The sequence below is a fragment of the Phyllobacterium sp. SB3 genome (genome assembly GCF_040009165.1).
Taxonomy (GTDB): Bacteria; Pseudomonadota; Alphaproteobacteria; order Rhizobiales; family Rhizobiaceae; genus Phyllobacterium.
The window spans coordinates 1,106,878-1,119,631 of record NZ_JBDYKI010000001.1 but is presented as its reverse complement, the minus strand read 5'-3'; the positions used below and the strand labels follow the sequence as shown (position 1 = coordinate 1,119,631).

Here is a 12,754-nt window from a genome sequence, read left to right as displayed (position 1 = left end):
ATCAGCCCTCGACGCTCTGGAATTCTTCGGGACGTTCCAGAACGGAATAGCCACGGCGGATATTTGCGATAAAAACCTGAATGGAGCGGAGCAGCATCAGGACGAAGGAAATGAACACGCCGTAAAAAACGATATTGCGTGGGAGATCGACCGTGACCATCATTTCGTCCGCTACGATCTCGACATAGCGCCACATCAGCCAGACGGCATACGTGAAGAAGCCAATGCGAACGATATCGACAAAGGTTGCAAGAACCCGTCCATATGGTGCTGGGATGTAGTGATAAATCACGTCCACCTGAATGTGACGCGAGACACGAACACACATGACGGAACCAAGGAACACGACGCCAATCAGGCAGTTGATCGCGATTTCCTCTGTCCAGGCATAGCTGTCATTCAGAACATAACGCGTGAAGAACTGCAGGAAAACGCAGCCTGTCATGAGCCAGAAAACAATAAGTGTCAGCCAGTCTTCAACCGCATAATCGGATATGTTGGCAACAGGTGCCGCATCTTCGAACGAATGCGCAAGCTCTTCTGCCGTGACCTGTGTGTGAACTTCTTTGGACATCGCTGCCTCCGTTCTTCAAATGCAGGAACGAGACCGGACAGCGTGGCTGCCCGGCCGGACTCATGTGTTACTTGATGGCGCGAATGGCTTCCCAATCGGACTTCTCGTAACCGAAGTCTTCGAACTTCACCTTCTCCAGAACGGTCTTTTCAAAATCGGCCTTGTCCACGTCGGTTACTGACAGGCCTTGTTCCTTGAAGCTCGCAACGAGTTCCTTTTCCTTGGCGGCAATGTTCTTGGTGGTCTTTTCAGCTGCCTCCCGCATCACGTCGCCGAAGATTTTCTTGTCTTCGTCTGTGAGGCTGGTCCAGAGCTGCTTGGAAATAACCGTGTTCAAATGATCGACAATGTGGCCGGTCAGAATGATGTTCTTCTGAACTTCGAAAAACTTCTTGGCTTCAATGGTCGTCAACGGGTTTTCCTGTGCCTCGACAGTGCCGTTCTGCAATGCCAGGTAAACTTCGGCAAAAGCGATAGGTGTTGTATTGGCACCGCACGCACGCGGCATTGCCAGATAGGCCGGAACGTCCGGAACGCGGATTTTCAGCCCGGCCATATCGGAGCATTTGGTGATAGGCTTGTTTGCCGTCGTATGGCGTGTGCCATAATAACTGACCGATGCGATGTGATTGCCGGTTTTTTCCTCATAGCCAGCAGCCAGCCGCTTGAAGTCATCGCTTTTGGTATAGGCGATAAGGTGGTCTGAATCGCGGAAGATATAAGGGAAGTAGGTGACACCGATTGGCTTGAAATCACGGGCAGCAAAGCTTGATCCCGAAATGATGATGTCGACAGTGCCGAGCTTCAGGCCCTGATTGATATCGGCTTCCTTGCCCAGCTGCGAGGCGGGAAACACGTCGATCTTGTAACGCCCATCGGTACGCTTGGCGATTTCCTCTGCCGCCCAGACCGACTCCGTATGGAATGGCTCTGACGTTTCATAAACGTGCGCCCATTTCAACGTAGTCTGTGCCTGTGCAACCACTGCCGAAATCGCCAGCGCCGCTGCAGCGCCTAGAAGTGTAGTCAATTTGAATTTCATCTCTGTCTCCTCCCGGATTGAATTCAATTCCCGTTATTTCTGTTTCGAAGCCTTCCCAGAATGGCCTCTCTCACCCTCCAGATCTTCGTCGAAGCTTCTGGAAAATCTCCGTTGCGATTGCTGCAAATGATACTGCATCGCAGCCTTTGCCCGGGGCGGATCGCCCGCAGCAATCGCATCACGAACTGCCCGATGCTCCTCAAAAGCCTCTCTCCATGAAGCCGCGCTTTCGAAGTAGCTCGCCAGCTTGGTGAAGTACGGCGTCATGCGCTGATCGAACAACTCGCCTACAACCCGGTCCAATGCTGCATTTTCCATGATCCCGGCAATCGTCGTGTGGAATGTACGGTCCAGCGCGATCGACACCTGCGGGCTGTTGAATGTCCGCGCCATTTGCGTCAGTACATCGTCCATCGCCGCTATGTGTTCCGGTGTAATAGCGCGTGCCGCCTCTTCGGCAATCGCGCATTCAATCAAGGCTCGTGCCCGCAATAATTCAAATGGGCCCTCAAGTTCTTCGGAATGCACCAGAATGGGTTTATCACGGGGGGATCGCGCCACATAGACGCCCGATCCCATACGGATATGGATCAGCCCTTCGACCTCGAGTGCAATCAAGGCCTCGCGAATGGTGGGACGGGAAACGCCAAGTTCTTCGGCCAGTTCCCGCTCGCCGGGCAAGCGTTCGCCGATACCCAGCCGACCATGTTCGATCTGGCTGCGTATCTGGTCTGCCACCTGCCGGTAAAGCCGACGGGACTGAATCGCTGCAAACATTTGAACCCTCCGGCACGGCTCCCCTTCCGCGCAACTGGTAAACTGGCCTTACCAATATACAACTGATACATTGATATATATGATGGAGTCAACCAAGGGTTTGGCAGTTGCAATTCTGTAGTGCTGCATCATCGCTTCCAAGCAAGCGATCAGACTTTTATGTAAACCTCTTCAGCATTGTTACATTTTGTATCAGAAAGTGATTGCCGCAACTGCTGGCGAACGCGCTAAGAGAAACCATTCGTTAAAAGATATGCTTCGTCAAACCGGTGATAAATGCTGCCTGATACACGATCGCTTCGGACCTTTGCCTGCCTGGGCTTCGCCCTGATTTTGGGCGCTTGCACCACGACCGATCCCAAGCTTCCCGAAGCTGCGTCACTGCCAATTCCTGAACAATCTCCGCGGATTGCCGCTGCCGAAGCCACTGCCTCACCGGACGCCGTGACAAGTGGTAAGTCAGAAGTCGCCGTCGCGACAACTACAAAAGCCGCGCCGGAATTCAAAGCCACCGGCACTGCGCTTGATGGTCTGATCTCCAAATATTCCGTTGCCTACGAAGTCCCTGAATCTCTGGTTCGCCGCGTTGTGCATCGTGAAAGCCGTGGTAATCCACAGGCTCGCAACGGTCCCTATTGGGGTCTGATGCAGATGTTGCCAGCGACCGCACGCGGCATGGGACATACCGGAACCGCGCAAGACCTGCTGGATGCGGAAACCAACCTGAAATATGGCGTGAAGTATCTTGCCGGCGCTTACAAAGTGGCCGACAGCAACCCCGACCAAGCTGTGCGGCTTTACGCTCGCGGCTATTATTATCAGGCCAAGAAAAAGGGCCTGCTTGAAGAAACAGGCCTCAAGCCTTCAGCCACGCCTGTTGCTGAACCCGCCCCTGCCACGATGACCGCAATGGCGCCGGTTGAGACACCAGCCGCCCTGCCCACGCAGCTTGCCTATTCCGATGAAACTGCTGTCGTGTTCCCCGCTGCAATACCGCTACCTATGCAACGTCCGGAATTGGCAACCGCGATACCGGCTGGGTCCACGGTTAAAGGTACCGATACTTCTTCATCGGTGAGCGCCGCCGCACCGCTCTAATATCGGCTTCAGCCGTATCAAGCATCTGTGCATGCAGCATGTCTGCTAGTTGAAACTTTATATATTTCATGGCCTTGTGCATCCTTTCGGGGGTGTTTTGCATGTCTGTCATTATTTCAATCCTAGCGCTCATACTTGCCGGCCTGTCCAGACAACAGAGCAAAATGCTCCAGCGCCGTATCGAGCAGCTTGAGAAACTATTGTCGGCCAAGGTTTCTGCAGTCGAGCCCGCTGAGGTCAGCGCTGACGTCCCACCCCAAAAAGCGCCTGCCGCCTCTCGACCGGCAATAGCTCCAAAAGTTGTTCCCGATGCCGAGCCAGTCCCTACACTGCAAGCGCGCCACGCCGCTCCGCAAACGCAGCGCAAGATTGACCCGGCAATAGCGGCAAACACAGCGCCGCCAAAAAAGACCTATAGTGATTACGAGCGTTCCATCGGGCGCAACTGGCCTGTATGGATTGGCGGCATAGCATTGTTTCTCGGTGGCATTTTTGTCGTCCAGTATTCCATCGAGAATGCCCTGCTCGGCCCCGGTATCCGGCTCTGTATCGGTGCGGTGTTCGGTCTGGCGCTGCTTGCTGCCGGTGAATATCTGCGGCGCAAGGATGCCCCCTTTGCTCTTTTGCAAAATGCACCCAATTACATTCCCGGCGTTCTAACGGCTGCTGGTTCTTCCGCGCTGTTTGCCGTGGTTTATGCTGCACATGGCATTTACGGTTTCATCGGTACACCCGTCGCCTTCACACTTCTTGGCGCGGTCGGCATAGCGACGCTGCTTATTGCAGTAAGGCATGGTCCATGGATCGCAGGACTTGGCCTCGTCGGCTCCTATTTGACTCCGGCAATCGTCAGTTCCGAAGCTCCAGCCCCTTATAGTTTCGTGCTTTACTTGATCATCGTTGCAGTCGTGGCCACGGCCTTGGCACGGCTCAAAAGCTGGCAATGGATTGGCGGCGCTGCGATCCTGCTTGCCTCGCTTTGGGGCACTGCCTATGCCGCATATACCGATGTACCAAGCGGCGGAGCTTTGAGTTTGCTGGTCATCAGCATGCTCATCCTCGCCATGCTCAGTCACATCAAGCTGAAGCTCTATCAGCTGTTCGATGGCCTCGAAAAACTCTACTTCGACCCGATAACATTGGCCGGAGCATTTGGCGTACTGGCCATTGGCTTGGCCTGCATCTCCCATGGGCTGTTCAGTCTGGCGCTCTCGCGCTTCCTTATAATCACCGCGTTGATCATAGCTGCATCTGCCTTAGCGCCATTGTTTGTGAAACGGACATTGCCGTTCATTGTCACGGCGGCGATCCTGGCAATCCTGCCGCTCTTTCAGGAAGATCTGGTTTTCCTGTGGCAGGATGGCTTCTATTTCGCGCCCTATTCCTTCTACGACGAACACGCCTATCGCTTGTTCGCCATTGTTGGAGCAATCGCTCTTTTCATCATCGGCGCTGCCTCTGCCGCCCTTCTCGCACGGTTACCTGATGGCATCCGCGCGCCTGCCTATGGAGTTTTGGGATCGGCTGTTCCGCTGGCGATGATAACGATAATGCTGGTTACACTTGGCAACGAGCCGCAGTGGACCGAGAAATTGCTGACCGCGGGTTTTGCCATTGCAACGCTGGGTGCTGCCACGTGGCTGGCCAAGCTCTGGAGCAACAAAAGAGCAATTGTTGATCCTTCCTGGCTTTTCGATGCGGCATCGCTCGCTTTTGCGTTTCTCACCTTGATCGTCTGGTTCGAACCATGGGGCGTAGTGCTTGGTGCAAGTCTGCTGGCTGTCGCTTATGCGCTCATTACTCTCACCCGCCTTTCCCCCGTTCTGCGCTTCGCACCCGGGTTCTTTGCAGTGATTATTATCGGCGAGATATTCTATGATCCGACTATCGTGGGGCCGGACGCACTCTCCACGACACCCATCATCAATCAGCTCCTGCTTTATTATGGTGCGTTTGCGGTGGCGATGATTGCCTCACAGATCATTCTGGCAAGATCAGCTCGCGATACCGCGTACAGACTGGCGCAGGCCCTCGGGGTTCTGGCAAGTTTTGCGCTGGTCAACGTTCTTGCGCATCATTGGCTCAATGGCGGATCATGGTATGGTGGCGACACCGATACACTCGGCCAGCAATCGCTTTACAGCATTATTTCGCTTGGGGCTTCGCTGGCATTGATGATGCTTAGCCGTGGCGGGCAAGACTGGCTCTACCGTATCGCATCCATGATCATTGGCTATCTTGGCATTGCCTATATCGCCGCACAGCATTTCGTTTTGCTGAACCCGCTTTTCTCCGGGCATGTAGGCAATGGCCTAATCTTCAACAGCCTTTTGCTGGGTTATCTTCTCCCCGGATTGCTGACCGCCCTTTTGGCGATCAACGCATTTGGCGGACCCCAGATCAGGCTCTTTGGTCTGCCGCTTGTCATGGTGCAAACTAACCGGCCAAAACATTATGCAATGACATTGGCCGTCGCTGCTGGCCTGATGCTGTTCACATGGATCACCCTGAGCATTCGCGTATTCTATTGGGGATCGAGTATTGTCCTCGATTGGGGCATCGATTCCATGGAAATGTTTACCTATTCGGCGGTCTGGCTGCTCTTCGGCTTCGGCCTGTTCGGGCTGGGTGTCTGGCAGCAGAACAGATTGCTGCGTCTGATTTCAGCGCCCGTCGTCTTCCTCGTCATCGCCAAGGTATTCCTGCTCGACATGTCGAATCTCGAAGGCATCCTGCGAGCATTGTCTTTCATCGGCCTTGGGCTGTCTCTGGTCGGCGTTGGCCTGTTCTATCAGCGTATCCTTAACGCAGACGCTGCGCGAGCCGCCACTATACCGCCCACCAGCGATAAAAATGGTGAACCGGACCGCGCCCTCGACCAACTTTGAGCGTTTCGGCGGCAGCCATGGCCTCTGTCAGATAATCTTTAGCGTCTGAAACAGCGATGTGCAGAGCCATGCCTTTTGCCAGACCGGCGGTAATAGCGGAGGCAAGTGTACATCCCGTGCCATGATCGTTCGGGGTCTTGATACGCAACGTTGAAAATTGCTTTATTGACGACCCGTCAAGCAGCAGATCCGTGCTCATCGGACCCTTGCCATGACCGCCCTTTATCAGAACGGCGGCAGGGCCAAGCTTGAGCAACTGCTCTGCCTGCCGCGCCATTTGGGTTTCATCTTCCGCGATAGGAGTATTTGTGAGCAGGGCGGCTTCCGGCAAGTTGGGCGTCAGCAGCAGCGCACGCGGCAAAAGAAGCTGCCGCAAGGCATCTATCGCGGCCGGTTGCAGCAAAGGATCACCTGCAGTCGCAACCATGACCGGATCGAACACAGCTTGCCGCTGCCAGAGGTCGAGCCCCTCGGCAATAGTCTCTATGGTCGCGACTGTTGAGACCATGCCGATTTTGATTGCATTCACGTCAAGATCGGAAAGGACTGCATCCATCTGCGCTCTGATGATTTCTGGCGAAAGGTTCTCAATGGCTGTAACGCCCTTGGTGTTCTGCGCGGTGATAGCCGTCAGAACACTCGCACCATAAACGCCAAGCGCCGAAAACGTCTTCAAATCAGCCTGAATGCCTGCTCCACCGCCGCTGTCCGACCCGGCAATTGTCAGCGCTATCGCCGTCATGCCTGCACTGCCTGCGGCTCTCTAACGTTCAATGCCTGATCGACAGCTTCACGCAGGGCTTGTGCCGCGGCTTGCGGATCGGCCTGCCGGAAGATCGCGGAAATAACAGCCACGCCATCAGCGCCCGCCTCGATGGCAAGCGGCGTACGTTCAAGTCCGATACCGGCAATCGCACCTATGGGAAGTTGCGGTTTCGCCTTGCGGATAACGGCAGCAAGAAGCTTGAAACCTTCAAAGCCGATAGGTTGCAGGTTTTCCTTTGTCGGCGTTTCAAACAATCCGCCAATGCAGGCATAGTCAATATCGCCGTCAATTGCCGCCTGCGCGTCCGCCTCGTTCTTTACGGTAAGTCCTATAATCGCATTTGTTCCAAGCAGACGTCGAACATCGGCAACCGCCATGTCTTCCCGCCCCACATGAATGCCTTCAACGCCAGCAGCAAGTGCAACGTCAACACGGTCATTGACCAGCAGCGGCACGCCCGTCGCCTTGATGGCAGCGTGTATTTCCCGCGCGCGCTGCACCATGTCCCGAGTCGGGGAATTCTTGTCGCGGTACTGGATGATTGTTGCGCCGCCCCGGGCGGCCGCAAGCGCCAATTGGCCCAAATCCCTGTCAGGACCTATAGCATCGAAATCGACAATGGCATTAAGGCGGTAATCTACTTTCGGCACGTCGCGAACTCCATTCAATATTGGAGACCCGGATATGTGCGAAGAAAGACGAACCAGCGCGAAGACTGCTCAATTCCCGTTCCTACGCCGGCATAATCCGGATCAGGTTCAAGGGTCTTGGCTCAGCGCCATCTCAGCATCGTAAGATGCCCCCCTCGGAATGAAGTCATGATGAGACGGCGCTTTGTGGAAGTCAATGCGCCGTCTCATTTTCGTTTATTGCGTCAGAATAACACGCGAATAATCATAGGCACAGCCGGTTTTAAGCTGGTAGACGAAATCAGGATCAGAACCGCCCCCATCTTCCCAGCCGTGATATTTAGTCGTCCCACTACAGTCCAGAAGGTCCTTCATTTCAAACGCCGTTCCTTCTCCCGGTGTTGTCGTGGTTGCGCCGTCCAATGCCAATCGCCAGGCATCATTTGCTCTGTTGCTTTTTACCAAGAAAGCACGGGCATCGCTCTGCCGCTTGTAATAGTCCCCAAACTTTAGGTTCTCGGGTATCTCGGTTAGCTTTTCACTGGCATCATTTGTTTTTACGCATTTTCCACTACTAACTTTATAACCGATACCGCATCCGCCCTTTTTGACGATCATCGTAAAATAGAGATCTTTGACCTGACCGAGTGAAAAGGTTACGCCGACATTTTCTTTCGGAACCGAGACGCCTTCACCATCAATCTGTTTGGGATTTGTGTATTCGATCGAGGCCACTTCCGCTTCAGAGCCGTCTTGTCTAACCGCAATCATGGATATCTTCTTGTAATAGATACCCTTCACCTTCGTGATTACGAACGTCGCGTCAGTAGCTGTAAGCGCACTCGAAGCAACTGCTGTCACACCAATGTTCATGGTGTCACGGTTCAACACTTTCATGAACGTGGTGTTCATGGACTTGGCGAGTGTGAGAACGATCCGCGGCGGTACGCCAGCCTGTTCTGTGACGGTTTTGGTTATACCACGCTTGTCGTAGTCGGTGATATTCGCCCGCAGGCTTTCCAGAATGCGCTTGTCGACCGGTTTCAGGTCTTTACCATCATAAATCTGGGCACCAGAGAGAACAGCTGCGTCCGCTGCGTTTTGCAGTTCAGAGCGATCATTGCTTGCGCGGGTGTAATCAACAGCGAGCCCGGTCACTCCGGCAATAGGTATAAGCATCAGACCAAATGTTACGGCTGTTGCCCCGCTACGGTCTTTCAGGAAGTTTCTTATTTTTTTCATGGTCCACTCCAGTCGCTGGGCAGACCATTGCTTCAGCCTTGTAAATTACGGCTTAGGAAATTCATTCAGATTTTCACTATTCTGCATTCGGACCGCAAAGACCGCCGGAACTTGCCACGATGGTAAAAATCCAATGAACTATGAAGCCTTATGATGGGCTGCCGGGACGTACGAAACCCTCACTGGCGACCAGCAGGTTGCGTGTGTAATCCTGATGAACCGCATGACGCGCCAGTTCCGACGCTGACAAACGCTCGACCTCTGCACCATTCTGCATCACCATCAGCCGGTCACACATATGGGTAACGACCGCCAGATCATGGCTGACCATCAGGAAGGTCAGCTTTCGATCCCGTCTGATCTGTTCGAGAAGGTTGAGCACCTCCGCCTGCACGGAAGCGTCAAGCGCCGAGGTCGGCTCGTCAAGCAGCAGTATGGACGGTTCAAGGATTAGCGCTCTTGCAATGGCGACGCGCTGGCGTTGTCCACCTGAAAGCTGGTGCGAGTAACGGAAGCGGAAGCTTGAACCGAGGCCGACTTCATCAAGAGCACGCAGAATACGTTTTTCAATATCGGCAAAGCCATGCACCACCAGCGGCTCCAGCAGCAGGCGATCCACAGTCTGACGTGGATGCAATGAGCCATACGGGTCCTGAAAGACCATCTGGACTTCGCGATAAAACGCCTTGGTCCTGGATGAGCCAAGCGTCTTGCCATTGACTGCGATCGTGCCGCCGGTAACAGGTGCAAGCCCCGCTACTGCCCGCAGCAAAGTCGATTTTCCGGAACCGGATTCGCCCACCAGACCGAATGACTCGCCCTGCTGAACGTCGAGGCTAACGCCGCGCAATGCCCGAAAGCGATCATACTTCACTTCGAGATTTTCGACAGTCAGGGCCGGGTGCTGCAAATTGTTCATAATGCCCACTCCGGCTTGCGGTCGAGCACCGGCAAGGGATGCCGATCATTACCGATCTGCGGCATGCAATTCATGAGACCGCGCGTATAGGGATGCTTGGCATTCTTCAGATCAGTCGCGGCGATTTCTTCAACGATCCGCCCGGCATACATGACGATAACGCGATCACAGAATGATGAGACCAGACGAAGATCGTGTGAGATGAAGATCAATCCCATGCCTCGATCCCGGACCAGATTGTCAAGAATACGCAGCACGTCGAGCTGGACAGTCACATCAAGCGCTGAAGTCGGCTCATCCGCAATCAGAAGCTCCGGCCCGGTAATCAGCATCATGGCGATCATGGCGCGCTGGCCCATCCCGCCCGAGACCTCATGCGGGTGCAGGTCGAAAACCCGCTCCGGATCGCGTATCTGTACTGCCGACAGCATATTGAGGGCACGTTTACGCGCCTCGGCCTTGCTTACCCTTTCGTGCGTCCGCAAGGTTTCGACAATCTGCCGGCCTATGCTCATCACAGGGTTGAGCGAATATTTCGGGTCCTGCAGGATCATGGCAATGCGGTTGCCGCGCAAATCCCGCCGTTCCTTGGCAGAAATGTCGAGAAGGTCCATACCGTCAAAATTCAGCGTTTCAGCAGTGATCGTCGCATGCCCCGGTGTCAGGCCCATAATCGCGCGCCCGGTCTGGGATTTACCGGAGCCGGACTCGCCGACGATACCAAGCCGTTCACGCCCGAGTGTAAACGAAACACCCCGAACCGCATCGACTACGCCCGTTCGTGTCGGAAATTGCACCCGCAGGTCCTTGACTGTCAGCAAGGCACTCATTGGTTGTTACCCCGCGGATCAAGTGCATCGCGCAGGCCGTCGCCAAGCAGATTGAAGCCCAGGCTGACAATAAGAATAGCAACGCCCGGCGCTGCTGCCACCCACCATTGATCCATGATAAAGCGACGGCCGGATGCAATCATCGCGCCCCATTCAGGCAATGGCGGCTGAGCGCCCAATCCAAGAAAGCCAAGACCCGCTGCGGTCAGAATAATACCAGCCATGTCGAGCGTTACGCGGACAATCAGCGAGGAGAGGCAGAGCGGCATGATATGACGCAGAACAATGCGGATTGGCGATGCACCCATCAATTGCACGGCTGCAATGTAATCCGAGTTGCGGACCGTCAGGGTTTCGGCTCGGGCGATACGCGCATAGGGTGGCCAAGACGTAATCGCGATTGCGATGACTGCGTTCTCAATGCCGGGTCCAAGTGCAGCAACGAAAGCCAGCGCCAGAATAAGCTTGGGAAATGCCAGAAAGATGTCTGTGATGCGCATCAGGATCGCGTCGACCCAGCCGCCCGCATAGCCGGCAATGGTCCCAACGAGGAGACCGATCGGAGCGGCGATAATAGCCACCAGAATAACCACATAAAGCGTCAGTCGCGAGCCATAAATCAGGCGCGAAAGAATATCGCGGCCCTGATCATCCGTACCCAGCCAATAGTCAGCGCCCGGTGCAAGAAGGCGTGCATTGCGCAGATCACCGGAAACCGGCGAGTGCGGCGCAAGCAATGGAGCGAATATGGCAACCAGAACCAGTGCGAAGATGACGCAAAGCCCGGCAACAGCCAATTTGTTGCTGGCGAACCGGCTCCAGATCAAATAGGCCCGCCCGAGCCTGGCTTGCAGGCGTGACTGCGGCCGGTCGCTCATCAGCCATTCGCGGCGCGAAAGAGGTTTTGCGATGTCACTCATCGTGCGCGCGTCCGTGGGTCAAGGATCCGGTATAAAAGATCGGAGAAAAGATTGATGGCGATGAAAACAGCGCCAATGATGATGACACCACCCAGCACCGCATTCATATCGGCATTTTGCAGCGAATTGGTCATATAGCTGCCAAGACCGGGCCAGGAGAACACGGTCTCCGTCAACACCGAGCCTTCCAAAAGGTTGGCGTAGGACAGCGCAATCACTGTTATCAATGGTACTGCCGCATTGCGCAAAGCATGGGCCCAGATGATCCGCGTTTCCGACAGGCCCTTGGCACGCGCCGCAACGATATATTCCTGCTCCAGCTCGTTGAGCATAAAGGAGCGGGTCATCCGGCTGATATAGGCCAGCGAAAAATAGCCCAAGACCGAAGCTGGCAGAATGATGAAACTGAAGATGTTCCAGAACACCTCCCAATTGCCTTGCAATATCGCATCGAGCAAGTAGAAGCCGGTGATTGGCGTGAACGTATATTCATAGACAATATCGATACGGCCCGGTCCCGAAACCCAGCCAAGCTTTGCATAGAAAAGCACAAGCCCTAGCAGGCCGATCCAGAAAATCGGCACTGAATAGCCGACAAGCCCTATCACCCTGACAATCTGATCAATGAGAGTGCCGCGCTTTACCGCCGCCAAGACACCCAGCGGCACGCCTATGAACGCACCAATCAGGGTGCCCAGGGTCGCCAGTTCCAGTGTTGCAGGAAACACCCGCCTAATGTCAGTCATGACCGGGTTTGTGGTCAGTACCGAATTGCCGAACTCTCCGTGCAGCACGCCTTTCAAATAGAGCCAGAACTGCTGGTAATAGGGAAGGTTCAAACCAAGCTCTTCACGCACCCTATCCACCAGATGAGCGGGCGCACGATCACCGACGATGGCCAGCACCGGATCAATGGGGATAACCCGTCCGATGAAAAACGTAACCGCAATAAGCCCAAGAAAGGTTATGGCACCGATCAGCAAAAACCTGCCGATCGCCCAAACAAGATTCGAAGCCCAGGCGCCTGAGCGCCTGGCCTCCAATTGCATATCGGAACTGGTCACCGGTA

At 54.7% G+C, this 12,754-nt stretch carries 11 protein-coding genes, 1 pseudogene and 1 riboswitch; of the genes and pseudogenes, 2 read left to right on the top strand and 10 right to left on the bottom strand.

What is annotated here, in order from left to right:
• Position 1: 1 nt before the first annotated feature.
• The 3 genes from ABKW30_RS05405 to ABKW30_RS05395 all read right to left on the bottom strand — a co-directional run bounded on the left by ABKW30_RS05405 (position 2) and on the right by ABKW30_RS05395 (position 2,393).
• Positions 2 to 574 carry a TRAP transporter small permease gene (locus ABKW30_RS05405; protein WP_348597214.1) on the bottom strand — a complete coding sequence of 191 codons (573 nt, stop codon included), beginning with the start codon at positions 572 to 574 and terminating at the stop codon, positions 2 to 4.
• A 67-nt stretch (positions 575 to 641) separates the two neighbouring features.
• Positions 642 to 1,616 (bottom strand): sialic acid TRAP transporter substrate-binding protein SiaP, encoded by a 975-nt coding sequence (locus tag ABKW30_RS05400; RefSeq protein ID WP_348597212.1) that lies wholly within the window; start codon positions 1,614 to 1,616, stop codon positions 642 to 644.
• Between the two features lie 33 nt (positions 1,617 to 1,649).
• Positions 1,650 to 2,393, bottom strand: coding sequence for a FadR/GntR family transcriptional regulator (locus ABKW30_RS05395; protein WP_348597210.1), 744 nt, complete (start codon positions 2,391 to 2,393; stop codon positions 1,650 to 1,652).
• A gap of 411 nt (positions 2,394 to 2,804) precedes the next feature.
• On the opposite strand from ABKW30_RS05395, the pseudogene ABKW30_RS05390 reads away from it, so the two are divergent.
• Both ABKW30_RS05390 and ABKW30_RS05385 read left to right on the top strand, forming a co-directional pair.
• Positions 2,805 to 3,251, top strand: a pseudogene (locus ABKW30_RS05390) (lytic transglycosylase domain-containing protein); the annotation flags it as partial.
• Between the two features lie 341 nt (positions 3,252 to 3,592).
• A complete protein-coding gene (locus ABKW30_RS05385) occupies positions 3,593 to 6,379 on the top strand; it encodes a DUF2339 domain-containing protein (protein WP_348597208.1) in 2,787 nt (928 codons plus the stop codon).
• Here the strand turns inward: ABKW30_RS05385 and thiD are convergent.
• From thiD to ABKW30_RS05350, 7 genes are all read right to left on the bottom strand, one after another.
• A complete protein-coding gene (gene thiD / locus ABKW30_RS05380; RefSeq protein WP_348597206.1) occupies positions 6,321 to 7,121 on the bottom strand; it encodes a bifunctional hydroxymethylpyrimidine kinase/phosphomethylpyrimidine kinase in 801 nt (266 codons plus the stop codon). The genes ABKW30_RS05385 and thiD overlap by 59 nt on opposite strands.
• Positions 7,118 to 7,795 (bottom strand): thiamine phosphate synthase, encoded by a 678-nt coding sequence (gene thiE / locus ABKW30_RS05375; protein WP_348597204.1) that lies wholly within the window; start codon positions 7,793 to 7,795, stop codon positions 7,118 to 7,120. Before thiE ends, thiD begins: the two co-directional genes overlap by 4 nt.
• A 62-nt stretch (positions 7,796 to 7,857) precedes the next feature.
• A riboswitch (TPP riboswitch) is annotated at positions 7,858 to 7,961 on the bottom strand.
• A 50-nt stretch (positions 7,962 to 8,011) separates the two neighbouring features.
• Complete coding sequence (locus ABKW30_RS05370; protein ID WP_348597203.1) at positions 8,012 to 9,016, bottom strand: TadE/TadG family type IV pilus assembly protein; 1,005 nt, start codon at positions 9,014 to 9,016, stop codon at positions 8,012 to 8,014.
• A 148-nt stretch (positions 9,017 to 9,164) separates the two neighbouring features.
• Positions 9,165 to 9,935: an ABC transporter ATP-binding protein gene (locus ABKW30_RS05365; protein ID WP_348597201.1), complete on the bottom strand. Its 771-nt coding sequence runs from the start codon at positions 9,933 to 9,935 to the stop codon at positions 9,165 to 9,167.
• On the bottom strand, positions 9,932 to 10,765 hold the full coding sequence (locus ABKW30_RS05360) for an ABC transporter ATP-binding protein (protein WP_348597199.1): 834 nt from the start codon (positions 10,763 to 10,765) through the stop codon (positions 9,932 to 9,934). Before ABKW30_RS05360 ends, ABKW30_RS05365 begins: the two co-directional genes overlap by 4 nt.
• Positions 10,762 to 11,685: a nickel transporter permease gene (gene nikC, locus ABKW30_RS05355; protein WP_348597197.1), complete on the bottom strand. Its 924-nt coding sequence runs from the start codon at positions 11,683 to 11,685 to the stop codon at positions 10,762 to 10,764. Before nikC ends, ABKW30_RS05360 begins: the two co-directional genes overlap by 4 nt.
• Positions 11,682 to 12,749 (bottom strand): ABC transporter permease, encoded by a 1,068-nt coding sequence (locus ABKW30_RS05350; protein ID WP_348597195.1) that lies wholly within the window; start codon positions 12,747 to 12,749, stop codon positions 11,682 to 11,684. The genes nikC and ABKW30_RS05350 overlap by 4 nt, the downstream gene beginning before the upstream one ends.
• Between the last annotated feature and the right edge of the window lie 5 nt (positions 12,750 to 12,754).